Source organism: Lentzea sp. NPDC051838, assembly GCF_040681245.1.
GTDB lineage: Bacteria > Actinomycetota > Actinomycetes > Mycobacteriales > Pseudonocardiaceae > Lentzea.
The window spans coordinates 1-25,059 of record NZ_JBFAYI010000003.1 but is presented as its reverse complement, the minus strand read 5'-3'; the positions used below and the strand labels follow the sequence as shown (position 1 = coordinate 25,059).

13 protein-coding genes are annotated in these 25,059 nt (G+C 69.3%); 2 read left to right on the top strand and 11 right to left on the bottom strand.

Annotation, left to right across the window (positions count from 1 at the left end):
* Nucleotides 1-58 precede the first annotated feature (58 nt).
* From AB0M24_RS09145 to AB0M24_RS09095, 11 genes are all read right to left on the bottom strand, one after another.
* On the bottom strand, nt 59-3,373 hold the full coding sequence (locus AB0M24_RS09145) for a right-handed parallel beta-helix repeat-containing protein (RefSeq protein ID WP_363763134.1): 3,315 nt from the start codon (nt 3,371-3,373) through the stop codon (nt 59-61).
* 14 nt (nt 3,374-3,387) lie between these two features.
* A complete protein-coding gene (locus AB0M24_RS09140) occupies nt 3,388-5,979 on the bottom strand; it encodes a hypothetical protein (RefSeq protein WP_363763131.1) in 2,592 nt (863 codons plus the stop codon).
* A gap of 5 nt (nt 5,980-5,984) precedes the next feature.
* The gene (eccB, locus tag AB0M24_RS09135) at nt 5,985-7,325 is read right to left on the bottom strand and encodes a type VII secretion protein EccB (RefSeq protein WP_363763128.1); all 1,341 of its coding nucleotides are present in this window, start codon (nt 7,323-7,325) and stop codon (nt 5,985-5,987) included.
* 4 nt (nt 7,326-7,329) lie between these two features.
* Nucleotides 7,330-8,745 carry a type VII secretion integral membrane protein EccD gene (eccD, locus tag AB0M24_RS09130; protein ID WP_363763126.1) on the bottom strand — a complete coding sequence of 472 codons (1,416 nt, stop codon included), beginning with the start codon at nt 8,743-8,745 and terminating at the stop codon, nt 7,330-7,332.
* Nucleotides 8,746-8,776: 31 nt separating this feature from the next.
* A complete protein-coding gene (gene eccCa / locus AB0M24_RS09125) occupies nt 8,777-12,751 on the bottom strand; it encodes a type VII secretion protein EccCa (RefSeq protein ID WP_363763123.1) in 3,975 nt (1,324 codons plus the stop codon).
* 19 nt (nt 12,752-12,770) lie between these two features.
* Nucleotides 12,771-16,169: a hypothetical protein gene (locus AB0M24_RS09120; protein WP_363763120.1), complete on the bottom strand. Its 3,399-nt coding sequence runs from the start codon at nt 16,167-16,169 to the stop codon at nt 12,771-12,773.
* Between the two features lie 102 nt (nt 16,170-16,271).
* A complete protein-coding gene (locus tag AB0M24_RS09115; RefSeq protein ID WP_363763118.1) occupies nt 16,272-16,970 on the bottom strand; it encodes a hypothetical protein in 699 nt (232 codons plus the stop codon).
* 94 nt (nt 16,971-17,064) lie between these two features.
* Complete coding sequence (locus tag AB0M24_RS09110) at nt 17,065-17,361, bottom strand: hypothetical protein (protein WP_363763116.1); 297 nt, start codon at nt 17,359-17,361, stop codon at nt 17,065-17,067.
* A 14-nt stretch (nt 17,362-17,375) separates the two neighbouring features.
* Entirely contained in the window at nt 17,376-17,720 is a 345-nt protein-coding gene (locus AB0M24_RS09105; RefSeq protein WP_363763113.1) for a WXG100 family type VII secretion target, read from the bottom strand.
* Nucleotides 17,721-18,051: 331 nt separating this feature from the next.
* Nucleotides 18,052-18,936: a DUF2199 domain-containing protein gene (locus tag AB0M24_RS09100; RefSeq protein ID WP_363763110.1), complete on the bottom strand. Its 885-nt coding sequence runs from the start codon at nt 18,934-18,936 to the stop codon at nt 18,052-18,054.
* A gap of 101 nt (nt 18,937-19,037) precedes the next feature.
* Nucleotides 19,038-19,694, bottom strand: coding sequence for a LuxR C-terminal-related transcriptional regulator (locus AB0M24_RS09095; protein ID WP_363763107.1), 657 nt, complete (start codon nt 19,692-19,694; stop codon nt 19,038-19,040).
* A 519-nt stretch (nt 19,695-20,213) separates the two neighbouring features.
* Between AB0M24_RS09095 and AB0M24_RS09090 the strand changes: the two genes are divergently transcribed.
* Both AB0M24_RS09090 and AB0M24_RS09085 read left to right on the top strand, forming a co-directional pair.
* The gene (locus AB0M24_RS09090) at nt 20,214-23,264 is read left to right on the top strand and encodes a BTAD domain-containing putative transcriptional regulator (protein WP_363763104.1); all 3,051 of its coding nucleotides are present in this window, start codon (nt 20,214-20,216) and stop codon (nt 23,262-23,264) included.
* A gap of 365 nt (nt 23,265-23,629) precedes the next feature.
* Nucleotides 23,630-24,763 carry a DUF222 domain-containing protein gene (locus AB0M24_RS09085; RefSeq protein WP_363763101.1) on the top strand — a complete coding sequence of 378 codons (1,134 nt, stop codon included), beginning with the start codon at nt 23,630-23,632 and terminating at the stop codon, nt 24,761-24,763.
* Nucleotides 24,764-25,059 lie beyond the last annotated feature (296 nt).

Sequence of the window (25,059 nt, the reverse complement as noted above, 5' to 3'; positions counted from 1 at the left end):
AGTGACTGGTGTCACCTTGGCGCATTCCGGGCAGACCTCCGTGCCCGTTTGGCCACAGTCAGCCCACCGGAGCGAGCCCCAGACCCCCCGTAGCAGCGCCAACTGAGACGGGAGGCAGGTCAGCCACGGCCAGTGTCCGCGAAGCGGCGGTCCGAGCCAGCCGGCGAGCGAGCTTGTGCGCCGGGTAGACGGTCTCCCGGTCGGTGGTGTCCGCCAACCGCAGAGCGACGGCGTCACGCACCTCGTCCGGCACCTCGTGACCACGGCGGACGAGCTCGCGCACGGCAAGCGAAGCGAGTTCGTCCACTGAGTACGGTGCGAGGTCCCAGCCCTCCAGGAAGCAGTCGGCCAACGTCGGCACCTGCTGGAACAACGGCACCAACCGGCTGTGCTCGCCCAGCAGCACCACCACCGGGTCCGCAGCACCGCGCAGCATGTGCCCGGCCATCGTCTCGGCCACCTCAAGGGCGTGGTCCGGATCGGGATCGCCGTCGAGATCCACCACGAGCACACCACCGGCGGCGTCCTCGAAAGCCGTTCGCACCAGGCTTTCCGCCTGCCCCGGCCAGTGCGCCAGCAGGTCGGAGGCGACCGATCGGCGCACCACCTGCCCCACCCGCACCAGCTGAAGCTCCGACAACGCCTGCGCGTACAGCCGGGCGATCTCGCTGCGACCGCTGCCGCGCTTGCCACCGATCACGACGTTCGCCGCGTGCCCCATCGCCTGGTTGCCGCGCTTCAACCCGGCCAGGCGCACCAGGTTCGTGCCCGCCGCCTCCCGGATGCCGCTCTGCCCGACCATCGCGTGGAATCGCTTCCAGCTCACGCTCCCCTGGACAGCGGCAGCAGGGTCGACCTCTTCACCCACGCGCGTGGGAGCGCTCCCCACCACCGACTGCAGCACGTCTATCTCGGACTGCAGATCCGCCGCGGTGAGGCGATTCATCTCCGAGTCCTTGGACGGCGGCGCGGTCGCCAACCGAGACGCCTGGTTGTTCACCATCGCCTCGAACAGCTTGCGCGCCACACGGCCGTTGCCGAACGTCGAGTTCTTCGGCACCCGCTCGAAGTAGTCGGTGAGCGCCTGCAGACCGTCCTCGGTCATCTCGTAGTAGTGCTTGCGGCACAACCCCAACGTGATCGTGACCAGCTCGTCGACGCTGTAGTTCGGGAACTCGATCGTGCGGGTGAACCTGGACGCCAGACCGGGGTTCGACTCCAGGAACTGCTCCATCAGCTCGGAGTACCCGGCGACGATCACGACGATCGACTCGCGCTGGTCCTCCATGATCTTCATCAGCGCGTCGATGGCCTCCTGGCCGAAGTCCGGACCGGACCCGCCCGACTGCGCCGACAACGTGTACGCCTCGTCGATGAAGAGCACGCCACCGATGGCCTTCGTGACCACCTCGGTGGTCTTGATGGCCGTGGAACCGATGTACTGGCCGACGAGGTCCGCGCGCGCGACCTCGACCATGTGGCCCTTCTCCAGCACTCCCAGCTCGGCCAACACAGTGCCGTAGAGCCGGGCGACGGTCGTCTTACCGGTACCGGGAGGCCCCGCGAAGACCAGGTGGCGCGACATCGGGGGCATCGGCAGCCCCATCTCCTTGCGCACCTGGGACATCTTGATGAGGTTGATCAGCCCGGTGACCTCGCGCTTGACCCCGCTCAACCCGACGAGGGTCTCCAGCTCGGCCAATGGACCCGAAAGCGGCATGTCCACACCCGCGTCCTGCACGGGCGCCGGAGCGACGGCCTCACGATCAGCCCGCGCGGCCACGGTGGCGGCAACGGAGGCAGGCTGTTGAGGTGCCCGCGCCCCAACGGGTTCCTCGATCGTCACGCGGTCCTCACCGAACCGGCGCACGTCGGTCCCGCGGCTTTCCCGCACCACACAACGGCTCAGCAGCACCGGTTCCGCGGTGTCCAGACTGATGCCGTCCTCGGCGCTGCCCACGACCTCGCACTCGGTCAGCGTGCCACCAGCACCGGACGAGAAGCTCACGCCCGTTCCCTTGGAGGACAACACACGACACCGCGTCAGCGTGGACACAGCACCCGAACGCAGATCGACACCATGCCCACGTGCACCGACGAACTCGCTGTCCTGCATGGAAATCTGCGTGTCCGAGGCACGCAAACCACCGCCACGCACCAGCAACGACGTCAAAGTCGCCCGAACACCGCCACCGAACAGGATCGCGGCCTCGGCGGTCGACGCGATCCGCATGTCAGAAGCATCCACAGTGGACCCCTCGGAGGCGTCCAGCGCCGTCTCGGCCGCCGAGTCCAGCTCGATGTCGGACAACCTGATCACGCTCTTGCCCACGACCACCAGACCACGTCCGGTGCTCGAACCCATGCGCAGCCCCGAGAACGCGGCCTTCGACTCCGCGCCCACGTGCACGGCGATCTGGGCGATGCCGTTCAGCTTCACGCGGTCGAACCGCGGCGAGCTGCCCTCGTCCACCGCGACACCGACCGGCGACTCCCCCACCTGGCAGTCCGTGAACCGAGGCGAGGAAGCGCCGTTGACCTGGATCGCGGTACGGCCGACACCGGTGAACCTGCACCCGGAGAACACCGGCTCCGAAGCACCCGCGATGTGCGCGGACTGCACGGCGGCACCGTCGAACGAAGAGTCCGAAATGGACACCCGGCCCTTGCTCATCAGGTACAGGTCGACGTTCTGGCTGCCGGACACGGTGAGCTGCGAGAGCTTCAGCGCGCCCTGCTGCTCGGCCACGACGGCAGGCTTGGCCGCGCCGGTGATCTCGCACTGCTCGGCCTGGATCGTGCCCGCGCCGTTGACGCACAGGCCGTTGCCCTGCGGCCGGGTGATCACGCACCGGCGCAGCACGACGGACCCGCGTTCGGTCGCCACCACCGCGGACGAGCCGGCGTCGACGATCTGCGTGTCCTCGATCGTGCTGACCGACGGGGAGGACGTCACGATGCCCGCGCCGGCCGCACTGGTCACCGTGCACCCGCGCAACGCGATCGCACCGGTGCCGCGCGCGTACAGCGTCGCCCACGACGAACCGCCGAGATCACAGCTGTCGAACGCGACCTCGCCGCGCACGACGTCGACCCCGGCGAGCTGCGCGTCCTCGCACCGCAGCGTCAACCCGTTGAGCTGCACGGCTTCCGCCGAAGCGACGAGCACGCTGCCCTGCTTCGCGACGATCTCCACCGTGCCGGAGCCGTTCTCGGCGCTGAGCGTCACGAGCTTGCTGACGACCAGGTTCTCCTCGTACCGGCCGGGCGCGATCGAGATCATGGCGCCGGGGAGCGCGCTGCCGAGCGCGGCGCCGATGGACGGGAACGCGCCAGCACGGTCGCTCGCGACGGTGAGCAACTGTCGGTTCATCGGTTCACCAATCCTCAGGCCAGGCCGGGCAATGCGCCGAAACGGTCAGCCGCGGCGGGGTCCAGCTGGACCTGCGAGCCGCCACCGGCCCACTGCTCCACCTGACGGCGCAACGAGTTCAGCGCGAGCTCGTCCAGCGAGATGCGGTTCGGGTCGACCCTGCCCTGCGCGTCGATCTCGACGGCGGTCAGCTCGCGCAACAGGATCCGGCCACGGGCGCCGTCGGACTGCGGCTCGGTCATCTCCAGCACCTTGAAGCTGGTGCCGGGCACGAACAACACGCGTTCCGGCACGCCGTTCTGGCCTTCGAGGAGCTTGGTGCGCCGCGCGGTCATCGACCACACCAGCACGTCCACGTCACCCTTCGCGTCCGCCGGCAGACCGGTGAGCGCGTGCAGGAAACCCCACTCCGTCACCAGCTTGTGGTCGCGATAGAGGTCCAACTCGCCGGGCGTTGGCGACGCGACGAACACCGCCGGACCGCGATGCGACGGCAGCCTGCTCAGACCCGCCACGACACAACGCGCGAACGGAACATGAGGACCCACCGCGGCCGTGCGCAACGCGTCGTCGACAGCCTTGCCCCGGCCGGTCAGGTAGAGCTGCACGGCGACCGCGTCGGTCAGCACCTCGGCCGACGACCGCGAGAGCGCGCCCTGGAAACCGGGGTGCTCGGAGAGGATGCGGGCGACCGAGTTCGACAGCACACCGTACTCGGCGGCCAGCGTGCGACGCAGCCAGGCGCGCTCGTCCTCGATGCCCCGCTTGGGCAGGAGGCCGGTCGCTTCGGGTGCGGGAACGGGCTGCAGCCGCGCGAGAGCGGCCACGGCGACGGGCTTGGGCTGCGCGATCGCTTGTGCGACCGGCTGCGGTGCGGCCACGGGCTCAGCGACGACCTGCGGCGCGGGCTTCTCCACCGGCTCGGGTTCCACGACTGGTGGCGCGAGCGCGACTGCCACAGCCACGGGCTCAGGCTCAGGCTCAGGCTCAGGCTCAGCCAGCACAGCCGCGATCGAAGCCACTCCCAGGCCCGGCGGCTGCACCGGCGCGTCGAACACGACCGGAGCCGACTCGATCACCGGAGGCGCGACCGGTGCGGACAGCGCGAGTGGAGGCGCCGGCGGAAGAACCTGGACGGGAACCTGCTCGACCACCCGTTCAACGGGCGGCTCCACGACCTCCTCCACCTTCTCCTCGACCGGCGGCGCGCCCACCGCGCGGATCACCGTCGTCATCTCGACGGGAGCCGGCAGCGCCGCGAGAGACGCCTCCTCGCTCCGGTCGAAGATCCCGGCAGAGCTGGCGGTGTCGGCGAACCCGGCGGCGATCTGCGAGAACGACCGAGGCTGCGAGTTCAGCAGAGACCGCGCGTGCAGCACGCGCGACATCGTGCGGACGGAGTTGCCGAGCCGCTGGGACAGATCCCCCGCGAGGTACTCCATCCTGTCGATGTCGGCTTCGGAATCCGCCTCGTACATGAGGTTGTGGGTCGCCGGGTCGGTCGGAATAGCCCGGATGGCCTCGACGTGAGCCGTCGCGGCGGGCGGGCGGACGAGCAGTCCGGACTGGACGACCTCGACGACCGCGTCGACCGAGTACCAGTACACGCCGGGCTCGATCTCACGGGCACCGGGGATCGGCGCCCGGTGCGTGACGACCTTGGGCACGGACGGCTCGTCGGTCTCCGAAGCGCGCGGCCGGTACTTCAGCTCCCGCGCGAACGCGTGCCAGCCGAGGCTGCCGTCCTGGCGCACGGTGAAGATCTCCGGCGCGACCGCGGGACCGATCGGCATGCCGGAGAAGAAGATGACCTCACGGCCGAGCGCGTCGGCGATCGTCTGGCCCAGCACGCCACGAGGAACCGACATCGGTCCATATTGGACGAACCGCACCCGGCCGTACAACGACTCGGGCAGCTCGCGCCACATCAACGCGACGTCGTGCTCGCTCAGCGGAATACCACCGGGGCTGCCGAGCACCACGGTGACGAGGTCCGGCTGGCACGGCATGGTCTCGATCAGCCGCAACCGGTTGGCCCGCAACCGCGGGTCGTCCCCGATCGGCCGGATCCAGATGCCGCTCGGCAACGGCTCGGCGATACCGCGCGCGCTGGTCGGGAAGTTCTCCGACATCAGCGCGTGGTCCCACCCAGGCCGCGGGAAGCGCTTGGCCTCCAGCTTCGGCGGCTTGCCAGGACTGCACCGAACCCAGCCGCTCGCCGGTCCTGAATGGACGAACAGCGATCCGCCCGCACCCCGCAGCACCGGCCCGTCCGGCACCAGCACCGTGCGCTTCAACCGCTCTGCCAGCCAATGACCCGCGAGCGCGGTCGTCTCGCGCGAGCGTCCGCCGATCACGAGGCGCACACCGCGCCGTCGCTTCGGCAGCACCTGCGCCACGGACTCCCACATCGAGATCGGTGAGCTCACCGGCAGATCGACCACGACGAGGTCGTTCTCCGTGTCCGCGGCGACGTTGAGCGCGAGGTCCTGCGCCGCCTTGGTCATGTTGCCCACCGGGTAGACCACGAGAGCGTTGCCGATGGTGTGCTTGGTCAGCCCGAACTCACCACCGCCGGTCTCCCGGTCGCGGGTCATGATCGCCATTGCCGTCATCCTCCCTGTTCAACGACCACGGAGCTGCGTGTGAGCGCAGGGCCGGCCGGAATCGTGGACAGCACTTCGGTGCGCATCGGAACCGGTTGCACACCGCCCAGGCCGAGCGCCTGGATCGAGTTGTCGTCGGGAACGAGGAAGCGCTTCCCGCGCTCGGTGATCAGGTAGCGGTCCGGGTTCTTCTGCCCGGCGGGGATCGGCATCTCCGCCACCAGAGTTCCCCGGTTGGTCGGCACCCACGTGCCGGCGGGCCACTTGTGCGCGCCCGGCACGGTCACCATGTAGCTGATGACGTCGGCGCCCCGGCCCTCCTGCTTCAGGCACGGGTGGCCGATCGACTCGTCGAGCGGCTTCTTGCCGACCACGTCCGGCAACCGCGTGAGCATCGACTGGTCCGGGGAGAACGGCGCGGTGAGGATCTGCTGCGCGTCGATCGCGACCGGTGCCTTGCCGGGCTGGGCCTTCAGCAGCGCGAACTCGGTCGCGGACACCGGCGCGAGTCCCTTGTCCACCAGCACATAACGCTGTTCGGTCCCGTTACCGGGATCGTGCGTGAAGAGATCGCCGATCTTGCGCGGGCTGCCGGCCACGGTCAGCCCGGCCTTGCCAGCGTCCGGGATGACCGCCGGCGTGAGTGCCGGACCGTCCTGGATGATGTTGAGCCACACGTCGGGCACGCGCGGCGCCGGCGTCGAGGCCAAACCGAAGACCACCAACGAGTTCGCGTCCGGGACGAGGTGCTTGGTGTCCTTCCAGATCACGTAGAGCTTGCCGTCGGAGGACTGCACCGCCGCGTACCGGTCGTCCGGCATCCACGCGGACTGCTCGCCCGGATCGAAGTTCACGTTGACGCCGGGCTTTCCGCCCTCGACCGGCGCGGTCGGGCACAGCAGCCACGACGGCGGCAGCAGCTCCTGCGGACGCGGCACGGTGTCGGGTGCGCCGGGAATCCCCATCTGCGGCCCGCGCGGCAAGCCCTCCAGCGACTTGCGCGAGATCAGGCTGACCTTGTTGCCGGAACCCTGGATCAGCATCGCGGACGCCAGGTTCGGCGTCGCCATCAGCATCCCGTTGACGTAGACGTACCGGGTGCCGGACTCCTTCTCGACGAGGATGGCGCCCTTCTGCTGCCAGACCCTGTTGCCACCGGGCACGATCAGCCCGTAGATGCCGAACCCGATCACGATCAGCAGCGCGATCACCGCACCGGTGAGCAGACCCGAACGGCCACGCCTGGTCGGCGGTTCCATGTTGCTCGGGTCGCCGACCGTCAGCGCGGTCGTCATCCGCTGCATCAGGAACTGGTAGGCGTGGACGTGGTCCTTCTGCGTCTGCACGAGCTCACCCGGCCAATCCGCGCACCCAGGCGTAGACGCCCAGGATCTGCAGCAGCACCGGGATCGTGGCGGCGGCGACCAAAGACTCGATCCAGTGCGCGCGCTGCACCCAGATCGGCACGAGCCGTCGTGTCGGCGGTCGCAGCACGGCCAGCACCAGCGCGATCAACGTGACCAGCACGCACGACAGCACGACCACGCGCCACCCGAACGTCAGCTGGCCGCCGAACGTGAACAGCAGCTGCACCAGGCCCATCACGCCTGCCGCCACCAAAGCGATCCGCTGCCACGCGTTGAGGAAACCGCCGGAGCGCACCAAAGCGGAGAGGGTGACCAGAATGCCGAGCGTCGTCGGCGCCCAGCCGGGAGCGTCGAACAGCACCGGGTAGCAGAACGTGAACACCAGCGCCGCGGTGACCATGAACGAGGTCAGGTAGCGGTCGGCGTTCTTGGTGCGCTGGATGATCATCTCCGCGTCGAGCGGGTCGATGTCGGACTGCAGCTCCTCCGCCGTGCGCGGCAGCTGCGGCCCGCGCAGCCGGGCCATCCTGATCACCAGCTTCGGCACGCCGATCAGCACCGCCAGCGCGATCACCGAGTACACCCCGGCCGCGGTCTCGGGCGCCAGCTCCATGTCGAGGTAGGCCCGCATGCCGAGGAACGCGGAGAACCCCGCACCCATCAGCACGCCCAGTGGCACCACGGGAAGCTTGGGCGCCCACAGCACGGAAGCACCGAACAACCCGGCCGCCGAGACCGCCAAAGTCAGTCCCCACCACGCCACCGAGCTCGGGTTGAGGTCGAACGCCGCGTCGACGCCGTTCGCTGCGTAGGCCCCGGCGAGAGCGAGAAGTGCGAGACCCGGCACCGCAAACACGAGTGCCAGCGGCTGGTCCTCGATCTTGCGGGACACCGGAACGGACGCGCCCGCGAGCAGCAGGCCGATGATCGCCGTCGTGAGAGCCGTGGCCAGGGTCGAGCCCGCATTCGCCGCCAGCACGGCCATCACCGCCGTCGCGCCGACGCCGAGCGTGAGGAACAGCCACCGGCTGAACTCGGGCTTCCAGCGGTCCTTCTGCCGGCCCAGCGCGACCGCCATGCCGTCGGAGATGTCGTCGAAAGCCAGCTCCGGCAACGGGTTCGCGGCCGGGCGGACGTAGAACGTCTCGCCCTCCAGCCATTCCAGGCTCTCCGGCGTGCCCTCGGGGTCCAGCGGGGCCTCGCCCAGTCGCTGCAGCACCCAGGACCGCTCGCCGGTGACCTCGACGCCCGCGACGATGTGGTCGTTGGGGTCGGTCGTGTGCTTGAGCAGCACCGGCAGCAGACCCGCGACGGGGATCGAGACGGGCACCGCGAGGTCGGCCCGTCCGGCGGGCCCGAACACGGTGATGCGGCAGAGTTCCGCCTGCGCGCTCGTCATGACAGCTTCCTCTTGCTCTCGTTCGTCTCGGTCACTGCCATCCCCCTGCCGCCGACGGAACGGGCACCTGCACGAACCCGGTCTGCACGAGGCGGACGCCCTTGCGGTTCACCAGCTGCGCGCGGCCCGGCACGAGCTTGCGCGGCATCGCCTCGCCGAGGAACTTGCCCTCTTCCTTGGGGTAGGAGAAGACGATGCCCGGCGTGCCGAGCTCCCACATGCGGCGGATCACCGGGTCGCTGAGCGCCCGCATCGCGCCGGACGTGCTGCGCGCGATGATGACGTGCAGTCCGATGTAGACACCCTGCGCGAGCATCGGCAGCAACGCGTCGATCGGCGAACCCATGCCCATGCCGAACAGCTCGTAGTCGTCGATGACGAGGAAGAACTGCGGGCCGTCCCACCAGTCGCGCCGCCGCAGCCGGTCGGCGCTGACGTCCTCACCGGGAACGCGGCGAGACATCGAGACGGCGGCCTTGCTGGTCAGGTCCTTCAGCGTGTCACCGGTGATCGCGTAGCCGACCCGGTAGGCCTCGGGCACCAGCGTGTCGAGCTGCCGGTTCGGGTCTCCCAGCAGGAACTTCGCCTGGTCCGGCCCGTAGTGCGACATGATCGACTGCACGACCATGCGCAGCGCGTTGGTCTTGCCGGTCTCGCTGTCGCCGAACACCAGCAGGTGCGCGTTCTGCTCGAAGTCGTGCCACACGGGCTCGAGCCGCTGCTCGTCCAGGCCGATCGCGATCCGCAGATCGCCTTCCGGACGAGGCAGATCGGCGACGGGCAGCAGCGGCGGGAGCATCCGGACGGGCGGGGCCGGCGGGCCGGGCCAGAACGTCGCGACCTCCTCGGCGAGCGCTTTCGTCGCCGAGGCAAGCGTTTCCGTGTCCGAGCTGCCGTCCATCCGCGGCAGGCCGGACAGGAAGTGCATGCCCGCGGGGGTGAGGCCGCGGCCGGGCTGCGACGGCACGGTCTGCGCCTTGCGGGACCCGACCTCGGACTCCATCGGGTCGCCGAGGCGCAGCTCGAACTTGCTGCCGATGACGTCGCGCAACGCGGGCCGGATCTCCGACCAGCGGTTCGCGCCGATCATCACGTGGATGCCGAACGACAGACCGCGCACCGCGAGCTCGTTGATCCGCGGCTCCAGGTCGGGGAAGTCCTGCTTGACCGTGTACCAGCCGTCGATGATCAGGAAGACGTCGCCGTACGGGTCGGTGAGCTCGCCCGTGCGCCGCATCTCCCGGTACGCGGCCATGGATTCCAGGCCTCGCGTGGTGAACTCGGTCTCGCGGCTCTCGATCAGCAGCAACAACTGCGCGATCGTGCGGACGACCCTGTCGTGCTCCAGGCGGGTCGCGACGGAACCGACGTGCGGCAGGCCCGCGATCGACATGATGCCGCCGCCGGCGAAGTCGAGGCCGTAGAACTGAACCTCGGTCGGCGTGTGCGTCATCGCCAGCGACAGCACCAAAGTGCGCAGCAGCGTCGACTTGCCGGACTGCGGCGCACCGACCACGGCCACGTGACCGTCCGCACCGGACAGATCCGCGACCATCAGCTCGCGCACCTGCTCGTACGGCCGGTCGATCATGCCGAGCGGCGCGCGCAGCTTGCCCTGCATCGCCGGGTCCTCGACGTTCATGCCGCGGAACTGGTCCGGCAACACGCTGGGCAGCAACGAGTCCAGGCTCGGCGACTCCGCGAGCGGCGGCAGCCACACCTGACGCGCGGCGGGACCGGCACCCTGGAGCCGTCCGATGAACGCGTCGGCGAGGCTGACCGTGTTGGCCTGCGCTGTGGTGTCGGCCTCCGGCTCCTCCGCCTTCTCCTCCTCCACGAGGATGAGCTGGCGCAACGGCCGGGCGTGCGTGGCGAACGGGACGATCTCCTGGGCTGCCTTCTCCTCGGCGGCGGTCTCGGCGTGCGGCACCGGAGCCGGGCCGGAGACGTAGGCGCCCTTGAAGCGCACCAGGTTCGTCTGGTCGATCTTGAGGTAGCCGTTGCCGGGCTCCGGCGGGAGCTCGTAGGCGTTCGCGACACCGATGACGCTGCGGGACTCCATCGAGGAGAACGTGCGCAGCGCGATCCGGTACGAGAGGTGACCCTCGACGCGGTGGATGCGGCCTTCATCAAGTCGTTGCGAGGCAAGCAGGAGGTGCACGCCCAGGCTTCGGCCCAACCGTCCTACCGAGACGAACAGGTCCATGAACTCCGGCTTGCTCGCCAGCAGCTCGGAGAACTCGTCGACCACCAGCAGCAGAGTGGGGAACGGCGCGAGCGGCTCGCCGGCGGCCCTGGCTTTCTCGTACTCGAACAACGACGGGTAACCGCTGACGCGAAGGAGTTCCTGGCGGCGAATCATCTCGCCGTTGAGCGAGTCCTGCATGCGGTCGACCAGCGGCAGTTCGTCCGCCAGGTTGGTGATCACCGCGGAGGTGTGCGGCAGCCGATCCATGCCGAGGAACGTCGCGCCACCCTTGAAGTCCACCAGCACCAGGTTGAGGATCTCCGACGAGTGCGTCGCCGCGAGCCCCAGCACCAGGGTCCGCAGCAGCTCGCTCTTGCCGGAACCGGTGGCACCGATGACGAGTCCGTGCGGACCCATGCCGCCCTGCGCCGACTCCTTGAGGTCGAGCTCGACGACCTCGCCCTCCTCCGTGACACCGATCGGCACGGACATGCGGGCGCGCTGGGCGTTGCGGGGCCGCCACTGGTGGTTGATGTCGAACGTGTTGACGTCGCGGATGCCCAGCAACGTCGTCAGCTCGAAGTCGGACTCCAGCGACCGCTCGACCAGCTCCACGTGACCGCTGGTGCGCTTGGGCGCCAGCGTCCGCGCCAGCACCTCGGACTCGACCAGGCTCAGCTCGTCGCGCGACGCGACACCCGTGCCGTCACCGGACGGGAACTCGACCCGGTCCTCGACGGCGGTGAGCCTGAGCACCTTCGCGCCACCGGGCAGCATGCCGGTGATGTCGAGCAGCACCACGTTGCGCAGGCCGACGTCGAACAGCCGTGACGACTCGGGAACGGTCGCGAGGTGCGCGACCACGACGATGAACGGCTCGGAGTTGCTCGGCGCCGCCGCCTTGTCGTGCGGGCTGCGGTCCGTGACCTCCTTGCCCAGCAAGTCCATCAGCTCGTCGTGGTCACACGCGAGCATGCGGATAGGACCGGCGTCGTCGCGTGCCGCGGGGTGCGCGGTGTGCGGCATCCACTTGATCCAGTCCCACTCGGTCCTGGTCTCCTCCGAGGTGAGCACCGCGATGCGCAGCTCCTCGGGGGCGTGGAACGTGACGAGCTGCGCGAGCATGGCGCGGGCCAGGCCCAGTGCCTTGTCGATGTCGCCCGCGAACTCGACGCTCGTGAAGCTGCGCAGCCCCACCGCGATCGGGATGCCGGCCACCGTCCGGTAGGCCTCGCTGAAGCGCCTGAGGGAGATCGCGGACAGCGGCTCGAGGTCCTCGATCGGTTTGGTGGTCGGCGGCACCAGTTCCAGCGCCGCCTGCTGCGCGCCCAGGCCGATGCGCACCCGGCCGAAGTCCTCGTGGCTCGCCCTGCGCTCCCACAGCCGCGAGCCGCTCGCGATGTACCAGAGCCACCCCGGCGTGGGGTTGTTCCACAGCACCGCAGCGCGTTGCTCGTCGGCCGTGGAACGGGTGCGGGCCCGCATCTGACCGATGTAGCGCAGGTAGTCGCGCCGCTCGGCCGCCATCTTCTTCTTGCGGTCGCCCGCGGCCCTGCCCATCTGGCCGAGACCCATGCTGATCATCGCGATACCCATGCCGCCACCCATGACGTACGTCATCGGCGAGCTGCCACCGGCACCGGAGAAGGCCAGGATCATGACCATCGAGCCGAGGCCCATGGGCAGGAACATCATCATGGACGCGATGTCCCGGGTCGCGGGTTCCGCGAGCACAGGGGGTTCCTGCAGCTCGATCTGCCCGGTCGGCATCTCGGGACCGGCGACCCTGGGGGGACGTTTGACCGTCTCGGTCGCCATCAGACTCGCTCCTTCTTGGTCATTCGAGGACTCCCGTCGGCTTCACGGCCTTCGAGCCGCCCCACGCCGAGTCGCTCTCGTTGAGGAGATCGGCCGCGGAACGCTCCTCTTCTTCGGCGTCCTCGTCGTCTTCCTCGCCGCGCTCCAGCCGTTCGGCGCGCTCGGCCTCCGCGGCCAGCCACTCGTCGCGCTGGTCCGGCGGCACCGTGAACTCGTCACCGCACGACAGGTCCGTCACGAAGCTGTCGACGACGGTGGGCCCTTCCTCGCCAGCCTTGCGCCGCCGGTAGGTGGCGAGCGCGGGTTCCGGCTCCCACAAAGGAGTTTCGTCAAGCTCCACTTCGGACTTCGGCTCCTCGGTGTCCCAGCCCGACTTGTCGGACCTGGCCACGACGAGCGGCATCGTCAGTCCTGGCAACAGGAAGTCCATGCCGCCGGTGTCCCACGCGCTCGTGTCCTGCGCCGCCTCGTCCGGCCGCACGACGACCACCGAGTCGACGCCGGGCAACGGTCCCGTGGCACCACCTGCGAGCACCAGCGCGCCCGCCTTGTCGTCGTCCTTGACCTTGCCGTCCGCGTCGACGTGCGGGAAGTCCGTGGCGCGCGGCGTGGTCGTGGCGAGCACGGCCGCCGCCGTGACGGCACTCGCGCCCAGCACGGCGGCGGTCTGCGCGACCGACGGCCCTTCCTGCACGGCCGGCACGACGTCGGAGCTCGCTGCCCAGCCGGCTGGTGCGGCCGCGGGGGTCAGGTCGACTTCCGCGACGGGCTCAGCGACGGGCTCGGCCGGTTCCCCAGGCAGCGCACCGATTTCCTCACCGGGAATCACCGGATCGACGATTTCCGGTTCCGGGTCGGTGTGCGTGAGCGCCCACGACTCCGGCGTCGCCGACACCGACACGTCCGAGGTGCCGCCGACCTTGCCGGCGTCGCCCGCCCCGGTCCACGGTTCGTTGATCCCGCCGAGCAGTCCGGACGAGTCCGGCCGGTCCGCACCCGTGCCGGGTGGCGCACCCGCGCCGGGAGGCATCATCGGTGGCATGCCACCGGCCGGAACCTGTTGTCCCGGCTGGGACACCGCGGGAGTTCCCTGCGGGTTCGCCAGATCGGTCGCGGGCAGCAGGCCGGACGTGCCCGGCGGGTTCGCCAGGTCGACGGCCGGCACCTTCACCCCGGACGACCCCTGAGCACCCGGCGGCACCCCTGCACCTGGAGGCACCTGGACACCCGGCGGCAGCACGACACCCGGCGGCATAGCCCCGTCCTTGTCTCCACCGGTCGCCCAGTCCTCCGGCCCCGACACCGGAGGCGGAGGCAACTCGCTGAGGTCGAGCGCGGGCGGCTTGACGCCCTCCCACGGCTCCTTCTCCCCACCGAGCAGACCCGACGAGTCCGGCCGCTCGGCATTCGAACCACCGGGCTGACCACCCATGCCGGACGGCGGCGGCATCATCGGCGCGCCAGGCGGAACCTGCACGCTGGTGCCGTTGCCCGACCCGGCGGGCGGCGCGGCCCAGTCCTCCGGCCCCGACACGGGCGGCGGCACCTGGCTGAGGTCGAGCGCGGGCGGCTTGACGCCCTCCCACGGCTTCTTCTCGCCACCGAGCAGACCCGACGAGTCCGGCCGTTCCGCGTTCGAGCCACCGGGCTGCCCGCCCATCCCTGAGGGCGGCGGCATCATCGGCGCCTGCGGCGGCGGAACCTGGGAACCGTTGCCGCCACTGGAACCCTGCGACGGCGGCGCGGCCCAGTCCTCCGGCTTGGTCACCGGCGGCTTGATGCCACCGGGGTCGCCGAGCGGAGGCGGAGAACCCGCTTCCCACGGCTTCTTGACGCCACCGAGCAGACCGGACGAGTCCGGCCGGTCGGACCCGGTACCGCCGGGCCCGCCACCCATGCCCGAGGGCGGCGGCACCATCGGAGGAGGCGGCACCGCGCCGCCCTTGTCCGTGCCGGTGTTCGAGCCGGGAGGCCCGTCGATGTTGAGCGGCGGCGGCTTCGGGATGTCCGTGCCCGTGTTCGAGCCGCCCTCGCTGCCGGGCGGCGGAGGCACGTTGACGCCGGGAGGCTTCGGCAGGTTGCCGGTACCACCCTCGCTGCCGGGCGGTGGGGGCACGGACAACGCCGGCGGCTTCGGGATGTTGCCGGTACCGCCGTTGTTGCCGCCCGTCGATCCCGGAGGCGGGGGCACGTTGACGGACGGAGGCTTCGGCAGGTTGTTGCCGCCGTTGCTTCCACCGTTGTTGCCGCTCGAACCAGGAGGCGGCGGCACGTTGAGCGCAGGCGGCTTCGGCAGGTTGCCGTTGGCACCGTTGTTTCCACCACCGGGACCACCCGAACCGGGCGGCGGCGGGATGTTGACGGACGGAGGCGGCGGGATGTTCCCAGCGCCACCGTTGCTGCCACCACCAGGACCACCACCACCCGAGCCGGGCGGGGGCGGCACGTTGACGGACGGAGGCGGCGGGATGTTGCCCGCACCGCCACCGCCGCCACCACCACCGGAGCCACCACCGGTTCCGGGAGGCCCGGCCAGGTTGAGGTTCGGAGGTGGGGGAAGGTTGCCGCCACCACCACCGCCACCGCCGGAACCACCGCCCTCTCCACCGGGAGGCGGGGGAATGTCCACATTGGGCGGTGGGTTCCCGCCGCCACCGCCACCACCGGAGCCACCGGGAGGCGGCGGGATGTCCTGGAGGTTGGGCGGCGGCTGGTTGCCACCGGTGCCGGGCGGCTGGGGGCCGGCGCCGAAGTCGGAGGGGTTCGGCGGCGTGACGCTGTTGGTGTTCATGGTGTACTGCTGCGCCAGCACGCGGACGATCTTCTTCATGTCCTCGCCGAGCTGCGTGACGAGCTCGGGGTAGTCGGAGATCCGCGCGAGGCCGTTGCCCATGGTGACGCCGATGGACCGGACGTAGTCGGCGTAGGCGACGTCGATCGCCTTGATCGCCTCCTGCGCCCACTCCAGGTAGTTGCCGCTGTTCCAGAGCTGCGCGGGCACGTTGTTCGTGCCGACGAACTCACCGCCGTTGATCTGCTCGGCCTTGGCCTCGAGCTTGGCGGCGAAGAGGAGGTTCATCGAGCGGAACGCCTCGGACGCGGGGCTCTTCCACGCGCCGTTCTCGCCCGCGAGCGCTTCGGTCTGCAACCGGACGTTGTCGCTGACGTGCTGAAGTGCCGCGCGCGCACGGTTGAAGACGACGGAGGCGTTGCGGATCGAGTCCGGATCCGCGAAGGGTGTGCTCGTGGGGACGGCGGAAGCGGGCGCGGCAGAGTAGCCGACGACGGCGGCCCTGATCTGCTTCCAGTCCCAGCTCTCGAAGTCCCTGTTGTCCGTCAGGTTCGCGGTGGGATCCGCGAAGATCCCGCCGTTGGGACCGAGTTTGAACCCGTCTTTGTCGTACACGCCGGGAGGCATCGCACACCCACACCTTCAGTCAGGGACTCCGAACCACGCACCGCCGAACGTGGTGTGCCGGGTCCGGCCCGCCCGGCCGGCCCCGACTGGTGAAGAACTTCGTCAGGCCGCAGCGCCCAGAGGCATGTTGTCGACCTTGGCTTTCACGTTGGACACCATCTGCGTGAACTCCTTGGCGTCCAGTTCGGTGAGCTCGTCCGCGTTCTTGTACTTCGTCGCGATCTCGTCACACCGCGCGGCGACCTCGTTGATGATCGTCTCCGCTTCGACGAACACCTGACGGGTGGACGCGAGCAGCGTCGCACCGCTCTGCCCGCCGGCCGCACCGAACACCTTGGACTTGAAGTTGTTCGCGGCACCGAAGTTGCCGGGACCGAAGCCCCGCGCCGCGAGGTCGTCGAGCTCCTTGATCGCCTGCGTGATCACCGGCTTCAACGCCCGGATGTTGTTGGCGTAGAGCTTGATCGCGTCGACGGAGATGACGTTGACGCCCTTGCCGGGCGTCTCGGTGCCGCCGGGCACGTTCGGCGCGGGCGGGAACGGCGGCTGGGAACCCTTGTAGATGTCCCACGGGTCGCCCTGCTGGGAGCCGCTCGTGTCCGGCTGCCAGTTGGGATCCGGCTTCGGCGGGGTGGGCGTCGACCCTCCCGAGTAGACGGTGTCACCGTTGTCGTACTTGAGCAGCCACCGGCCGTCGTCCTGCATGGTGGCGCTGACGAAGTCCCACCCGTCGTGGCCACCACCGTGACTCGTACCGTCGGGCAGGTCGTACACCACGTCGCCGGGTTTGTAGTCCGCCATTCACCACACCTCCTTCATCGTTGCTGTCAAAGGACTTCAGTCGCGGTGCCGCGGCCGGGTGGACCGGTCCACCCGGCCGCGGGCGCAGCGGCGATCAGCTCCAGCTGTCGGTGATGGCCGTCTCGGTCTGGTTCATGCGGTTCGTGACACCGGTCAGCACCTCGGACCCGATCTGCAGCGACACGGGCATGGCGTTGGCGGCGTTGTCCCAGCGCGACTTGCGCTGGTTGTACGCGTCCCTCGAGGTGGGGGTCTGCCAGGCGGACAGCGAGGCCTGCAGGTCGGTGTGGAGCTGGTCCAGCTCCCGCTTGACGCGCTGGTTGGCGTCCATGATGTTCGCGGCGACGTTCTGGTTGATGCCGCTGCTGTAGGTGTAGGTCGGCTGAGACACGGTTGGTTCCCTTTCTAGAGACCGGAAAGGCCGCCGGCGAAGGCGTTGTTCATCCGGCCGGAGCCCTCCGTCACCTCGGTCGTGGTGTCGGAGTCGCTCTTGCCGACGTGCTCGGCGCCGTCCTGCATGATGCGGATCATTTCGCTCAGCGCCGCCTCGATCTCGGCGACGTTGGCGAACCAGCCGGAGAACGCCCGGCGGTACTCGTTGGCCGCGGAACCGGTGAAGGTGGCGGACAGGCTGTTGATGGAGGTCTCGACCTCGCCGCGCTCGGTCTGGACAGTGCGCAGGGTCTGCCCCATCCGCTCCGCCGCGGCGAGCATTCCCTCCCTAGTTACCGAGTTCTCGGCACTAGTCATCGCTGCTCAACTCCTCAATGAATCCCACGACGTCGCCGGTCAACGCCCTGAATGCGGGCAGCGGCCACCGAAACATCGTTATCGCTTGAATGCGCTTCAACGGTGGGAGCGCTCTCGCTCCCGGCTCCGGACGCTAATCGGGGAGACGCAGCTCACGCAACCAGCACTGCCCGAAAGCGCCGCGACTGTGTGCCCTTCTAGACATCACCCGAGCTCCTGGGCCCGAAAACCCTACTTTCGACGGGGTTCTCACCGCACTTCACCTGCGACAAAGCCCGATTGTTCACATACCCGCCGCCGTCTCATTTCGCAAGCGACCACAAATCGTTTCTCACCCGTGATGAGTGACGGAACGCAGTACGTGAAGAGCCCACTTGTGGTCGTCCGGATCGCGGTAGAAAGCACCGAGACTCAACGCCGTGCCCTCCCGAACCACGTGCGCGTAGAAATCGCGCTGCGGCACGCCGTCGACCACCGTGTCGAGCCAGAAAGCGTGAGTGATGTCGTCGGCGGTGGGCGTGATCAGCGTCTGCTCCGGGGGCACGTCGGGCGCGCCGTCCAGCAGGTCGTGCAGGAACTCCGCGGGCGAGCGCCGCCGGTCGTCGGTCAGCACGTCGACGAACACCGAGCGCCCCTGCCCGCCGAACCGCCACGTGCCGTCGTTCAGGCCGGCGATCATGCCCTCGCCGCGTTCGAGGCTCCAGTGCCGCGCGACCCTCGCGCGGATCGCGACCGGCAGCGCGTCGGGGAACCAGCTCAGCACGACGTCGCGGTCCCACGTCTCGGTCAGCATCCGGTGCAGCACAGGATGATCCGAGTTCACGACCGTCGGCACCTCGTCGATCGCGCGGACCGAGGCCATCACCTCCGCGCCGCGCAGTTCCGCGGTCCACGGCTTGAGGTCGTTGCCCAGCGTGCCGTGCAGCACCAGACCGTCCCATGTGGAGTCACGCCACGCGGTGACGGCGCGCTCGAAGTCGCTCTCGCCCAGTTCGAGCCACGTCATGTACATCAGGGTCGTGCCGCCGGTCAGCGCCACCGGGAGTGAGCACCGCACGAACGTCTGCCCGGTCTCCAAGCGCAGGAAGGCCGCGTTGGGGTTCGTCTCCTCCGACGCGATGGCACCGTCGGGCAGAGGCACGGTCAGGTCGATCCGACCGGGACTGGTGATCGCGGCGCCGCAGCAGGCGCACTGCTCGACCGGTGGTGTCGTCACGCCGGCGAGGGTATTTCGGCGTCGTACAGCTCTAGACCACTGCGACGGCGGGGATGACCGGGAAACCTCTCAATCAAGCCCGTTCGTGCCACGGGGTCGTCTCAAATGGCGCCGACGCGCATGGCGTACGAAACGGCGTGCGCGCGGTTGCGCAAGCGCAGCCGGCTCATGACGTCCTGGATGATCTTCTTGATCGTGCGCTCGGAGTAGTTGAGCTCGCTCGCGATGCGGCTGGTGTCGTACCCCTCGGCCAGCCGGCGCAGCACCTCGACCTCGCGCTCGGTCAGCCCACCGGCCAGCATTCCCTGCGACACCAGCAGGTCGTACTGCGACGACCGCACCTCGTCGACGAGCCAGCGCACCAGCACGTCCGGCACGACCGCCCGGCCCGCGGAGCTCGCGAGCACCGCGCGCATGACCTGTCCGGCGTTGACGTCGCGGTACGGCAGCACGCTCACCACGCCGGCACCGAAGAGGCGCGGCAGGTACCGCTCCCGCAACGGGCCCGCGACCAGCACGATCCGCTGTCCCGCGCGTTCCCACGCCGCCAGCTCGTCCACCACCGCGTCGGTGACCAGCTCGGCCAGCACCACCACGACGTCCGCGTCGTCGTGCTCGGCCACCTGCACCCCGGCGTCCCGGCGCACGTTCAGCGACGCGACCACCTCACCGGCCAGCCGTGCATCACCCGCCAGCACGGTCACCGCCACCCGAACGGGGGTTGCGGTCGTTGCACCTGCCATCGCTTGCGAACTCATCGGTCACCTCTCCAGCGCCACTACACCTTTCGGGGCGGAGGACAACACAGATCTGTCAACGCGCCGTCGACGCACTGTCAACGAATTCGCGACGGTCGTACCGGGAAACGGGCGTGATCGTCCACCAAAAATCTGAAGAACTTTTCAGTACCAGCGGGTACGAGACGGCAGAACCTGAGGAATCCGCACGTCAGGGACTCGGCTCGACCGAACGACGAAACGGGCCCGAACCGGGCCGGCAGGCCGTTGACACCCTGCCGCCACACCCGCCGTAATGAGACGGAACCGTGGAAGCGCGACCACACCGTGATTTTCCAGCTATAACTGATTGATCAGTCAGCTCACCGTCCGCCGGAGCCCGCCACGCCGAGCCGCGGACCGGGATTCGCGAGCGCGCTCTCACGCCGGGACGTCCCAGCCGCACGTCAGCGTGACGAAACCGGCGAAGGGTAATCGGCGCAATGAATTGTGCCCCTGAGGCATTGGGCCGAACGGGGCATCGGGACGTAACATGCGCCCATGGTCGCGTTCAACTTGTCGGAGGCGAGCGACGAGCTTCCGCAGGCCGGCAAGGGTCTGGCGCTCGCGGTGCTCGGCTCCGTGCGGGCGTGGCGGGGCGGGGTCGAGCTCGACGTCGGCTCACCCCAGCAGCGACTGACCCTCGCCGTGCTGGCCCTGGCCCGCGGCCGGGTCGTGCAGGTACCCGAGATCATCGCGGCGCTGTGGGGAGATCGGGAACCCCAGGCCGCACGCGGCACCGTGCGGACGTACGTGCACCGGTTGCGCCGCGTGTTCGACGACGAGACCGGCACGCTGAACCCGTTGCGCTCGGTCGGCAACGGCTACCAGCTCAGGATCGACGACCAGGCCTTCGACCTCGGCCGCTTCCTCGCCGCGCGCCAGGCCGCCGCCGAGGCGCGTGCGCACGACAACCCGAACCGCGCGGTGGCGTTGCTGCGCGAAGCCACCGGTGAGTGGCACGACGACGCGCTCGCGGGCCTGCCGGGCGAATGGGCCGAGACCGAACGGCAGCGGTTCAAGCGCCTCGGCATCCAGACCATCGAGACGCTCGCCGAGCTGGAGCTCGAACTGGGCCACAGCACCGAGGTCGCGGAACGGCTGACCGCGCTCGCGGAGGCCGAGCCGCTGCGGGAACGGGTGCACGAGCTGCTGATGCTCGCCCTGTACCGCGCGAGCCGCCCGGCCGAGGCGCTCACCGTGTTCGAACGGCTGCGCGTCACCCTGCGCGACGAGCTCGGCGTGGACCCCGGCCCGTCGTTGCGCGCGCTGCACGAACGCATCCTGACCGCGGACACCACGCTGCTGCCGATCGCGCCGCCGGAGTCGGGCCTGCCGCCGTTCCTGCCGCCGCCCGTGATCCGTCCCGCGCAGCTGCCCGCCGCGCTGCCCATGTTCGTCGGCAGGCGCACCGAGCTCGACGACCTGACCACGCGTCTCGTCACCCCACCGGTTCCTGGCGTCGCGGTCGTGCACGGCACGGCGGGCGTCGGCAAGACGACGTTCGCGGTCTACTGGGCGAACCACGCGGCACCGTCCTATCCGGACGGTCAGCTCTACGTCAACCTCCGCGGCTTCGAAGCCGGTGGTGTGGCAAGGAAACCGGAGGAGGTGCTCGCCGAGCTGCTCGACGCGCTGGGTGTGCCCAAGACCAACAGGCCCACCAGCGTCGACGCCCTCACGGCGCTCTACCGCAGCGCGCTGGCCGACCGCCGCGTCCTGGTGCTGCTGGACAACGCGCGGACGAGCGCACAGGTTCTGCCTTTGTTGCCAGGCGGAAAGCGTTGCCTCGCACTGATCACCAGCCGCGTCGAGCTGACCGGGCTCGTCGCCACCACCGGTGCCCACACCGTGACGCTGGACCTGATGGACGACCAGGAGTCCGCCGAGCTGATGGCCGCACGCCTCGGCCCGAGCCGTGTCGCCGCCGAACCCGGTGCTGTCAAAGAAATCGCGGACACCTGCGCCCGACTCCCGCTGGCGCTCGCCGTCGTCTGCGCCCGCATCGCCAACAACCCCAGGCTGCCGCTCTCCGACGCGCTGGACCAGCTCACGCACCACGCCGAGAACCGCCTGGACGTGCTGGGCGCCGCCGACCCGAGCACTGACCTGCGCTCACTGCTGTCGTGGTCGTACCGCGCTCTCACTCCCCAAGCGGCACAACTGTTCCGGCGCCTGTCGTTGCTGCCGGGCGCCGAGTTCAGCCCGCACGCGGCGGCGAGCCTCATCGGCCTCACGCTGAGCCAGACCACCGCCGTCATGCAGGAGTTGACGCGTGCGTGCCTGCTCACCCCGCAACGCGGCCGCTACAGCTGGCACGACCTGCTGCGCGACTACGCCAGGGAGCTCTTGGAGGGAACCGAGAGCCCGGAGGAGATCCTCGCGGCCCACCGCCGTCTCTTCGACCACTACCTGCTGCTCACCCACGCGGGCACTCTGGCCATGGACCCGCACAACGAGGACCAGCCACCACCGATCGAGATCGCGCCGGGCGTGCTGCCACCCCGCGCCTTCGACGAGCAGTCCTCGGTCACCATGTTCCACTCCGCCTACGAGACGGTCCTGACCCTGATCCGCCGCGCCGCCGAGACGGGCTTCGAACGGCACGCCTGGCAGCTCACCTGGTACCTGCGCCGCTACCTCGACTGGGCAGGCCGCATCGACGACCTGGCTCTGTGCAACGAGATCGCCCTGCAAGCCGCCCACCAGACCAACGACCAGCGCGGCGCCGGCTACGCCTACCGCGGCCTCGCCAGGGTCGCCTGGTGGTACAACGACATCGAGACGTGCCTGGGCTACATGGACGACGCCGCGGCGGCGTTCGCGACAGTAGGCGACCGCCTCGCCGAGGCGTACGTCCACCGCCAGGCAGTCGGCGTGCTCGCCGCCGTCAAGCAAACCGACGCCGCACTCGACCGGGTCGAGCTGGCGCGCGAGCTCTTCCGCACCGAGAACCGCATGGACCTCGAACGCGGCCTGCTCAGCGTCGCCGCCAAGTGCCTGTACCAGCAGGGCCGCTACACCGACGCGATCGAGGCCGGTCACGTGGCCAGGGAACGCAACCAGGACATCGGCAGCCGCGAGGACCTGTCCACCGCCCTGACCGTGCTCGCCTACGCCCACGCACACCTCGGCGACTTCCACACGGCCGTCGGCTTCATGGAGCAGGAACTGGAGCTCCAGCGCGGCAGCGAGGAGTTCACCGGCCCGAACTACGCGGTGAGCCGGCGAGGCCAGCTGACCATCGAGCTGATCCAGTTCGGCCGCATGCTCTTCGCCGCCGGTGAACACGAGCGCGCCGAACAGGTGCAACGCGAGGCGCTGCAACGACTTCGCAGCGAGCTGACCGACCTGTGGTCGACGACGGACCTGGCCGACGGCGACCAGAACGCGGTGCTCGCGGACCTCGACGCGTTGCTGGCCGTCGATCTGCCAGACCACGGCTGGCACGCGGCGGGCGAGGCGATCTTCCACCGCGCCGACCGCGTGACCAATCCCATCGGTTCGCTGCACTGGCTGGACGACGATCTCCCACCAGTCGAGGCGAGCTGACCGCGCCGACGTGCAAACAATGACGGGCTTTGGTTTCGTCATCGCCGCTTCGCGACGATTGCGACTGGGGCTTGACTTCGGGTCCCTTGCAAGGCGCTGTGTCGGGCGGAAAAGGGTAGCACCTCGCACCCAAAGCCAAGCCCCAATCACTTCGCGTGCGTGATTGCGTCTTCGTTTTTAGGCTGCGGTTATCACCGGTTTCCCGCGTTGCGATGCTCTCGTTCGAGCGGTTCACACGATAGTGTCTTCTTTTTCGCGTTATCCGGTCGTGATCTTGCGGTAGAGTCGAACACGTGAGCGAAACTCCCGTCCAACTCCTCTCGACTGACGCGCTGCTGGCCAGCATCGTCAGCCGGGAGAAGAGGATGCGGGCGGAGCTTTTCGACCAGATGCAGGAAATCGCCGAGTTGGAGCGGCGCGGAGCCGGTCCTGAGCTTGGCTATAAGGATGTGGCGTATGTGTTGCAGCATACGATTCGCTGCGACCGCAACACCGCCAGGCAGATGGTCGCGAATGCCGCGTTGTTGAGCAGCACGATCACTCCGACCGGCAGCGAGCTTGCTCCCGAGCTCCCCGAGACCGCCTCGGCCGCAGCCGAGGGTGCGCTGTCGATCGCGCACGTCGCGGAGATCGCCAAGGCGATGAAGCACCTGCCCGCCAAGGTCGAGACCCTCGTCGTGGACTTCGCCCGCGAGCACGAGCCCAAGGCCATTGGCGACTTCGGCAAGAGCCTGGCCTACGGCCTCTACCAGGACGACCCCGAGCCAGCCGCGCCCCAGCCGGAGCGGCTGGTCAATCAGCACCACAAGCGCTGGCGCAAGGACGGCATGCTGGAGATCCGCGCCCTGCTGGACAAGGTCACCGGCGCCGCCTACGAAGCCGCCCTCGACCCGCTGGCCAAGCCCCGCCCCGACACCGGCGAAGGCCCGGACCAGCGCGACCGTTCTGAACGCGAAGGCGAGGCGTTCGCGGAGCTGGTCAACCTGATGGTCCGCGCCGACCAGCTCCCGGAGCACGGCGGCGAACCGGTCACCCTGACGCTCACGATGAGCTACGACGACCTAGCTGCGAAGACCGGCGACGCTCTGCTGGACAACGGCGAGCGCATCCCGGCCGACCAGGTCCGCCAGCTAGCCTGCAACGCGGGCATCATCCCGCTGGTCCTGGGCGGCCAGTCGCAGCCGATGGACATCGGCCGCAAAACCCGCACCTTCCCGGCGGGAATCCGCCGCATCCTGGTCGCGAGAGACCGAGGCTGTGCCTTCCCGGGATGCGCCAGGCCACCACGGCACTGCGATGCCCACCACGTCCAGTACTGGGCCAACGGCGGCGACACCTCAGTCGACAACGCCGTCTTGCTCTGCCGCCACCACCACACGCTGATCCACCAAAGCGAGTGGGAAGTGAAGCTGATCCACGGCATCCCGACGTTCTATCCGCCGCCATGGCTGGACCCGGAACGAAAACCCAGACGCAACCAGCTCCACACCGCCGCCTGAACCGCCAGGCGAGCGGCCATTGCAAGGCGGGCCATTGTGAGGCTGGCCATTGGGATCCCGGCTATTGGGTGCTGAGTCGTCGTCGCCTGGATCATTTGTCACTCGGACCATTGCCAGTCGGGACGTTGTCGGCTGAGCCATTGTCGGCTGCCCCGTTGCGCCGAAACGTTGTGCGCCAAGCCGGGAGCCAGCCACGAGCGAACAACGTCCCGCGCGGCACGCGCGGCACTCCCGCAAAGCCGAAGGCAAGCGGCGATGGCGAAGCCGAGCCGAACGAGAGCACAACAACGCGAAAC

What these genes read in the sequence shown, in the direction of transcription:
- AB0M24_RS09145 (WP_363763134.1), bottom strand. Translation starts at nt 3,373, where the DNA reads ATGAACCGACAGTTGCTCACCGTCGCGAGCGACCGTGCTGGCGCGTTC.
- AB0M24_RS09140 (WP_363763131.1), bottom strand. Translation starts at nt 5,979, where the DNA reads ATGGCGATCATGACCCGCGACCGGGAGACCGGCGGTGGTGAGTTCGGG.
- eccD (WP_363763126.1), bottom strand. Translation starts at nt 8,745, where the DNA reads ATGACGAGCGCGCAGGCGGAACTCTGCCGCATCACCGTGTTCGGGCCC.
- eccCa (WP_363763123.1), bottom strand. Translation starts at nt 12,751, where the DNA reads ATGGCGACCGAGACGGTCAAACGTCCCCCCAGGGTCGCCGGTCCCGAG.
- AB0M24_RS09120 (WP_363763120.1), bottom strand. Translation starts at nt 16,169, where the DNA reads ATGCCTCCCGGCGTGTACGACAAAGACGGGTTCAAACTCGGTCCCAAC.
- AB0M24_RS09115 (WP_363763118.1), bottom strand. Translation starts at nt 16,970, where the DNA reads ATGGCGGACTACAAACCCGGCGACGTGGTGTACGACCTGCCCGACGGT.
- AB0M24_RS09105 (WP_363763113.1), bottom strand. Translation starts at nt 17,720, where the DNA reads ATGACTAGTGCCGAGAACTCGGTAACTAGGGAGGGAATGCTCGCCGCG.
- AB0M24_RS09095 (WP_363763107.1), bottom strand. Translation starts at nt 19,694, where the DNA reads ATGAGTTCGCAAGCGATGGCAGGTGCAACGACCGCAACCCCCGTTCGG.
- AB0M24_RS09090 (WP_363763104.1), top strand. Translation starts at nt 20,214, where the DNA reads ATGGTCGCGTTCAACTTGTCGGAGGCGAGCGACGAGCTTCCGCAGGCC.
- AB0M24_RS09085 (WP_363763101.1), top strand. Translation starts at nt 23,630, where the DNA reads ATGCGGGCGGAGCTTTTCGACCAGATGCAGGAAATCGCCGAGTTGGAG.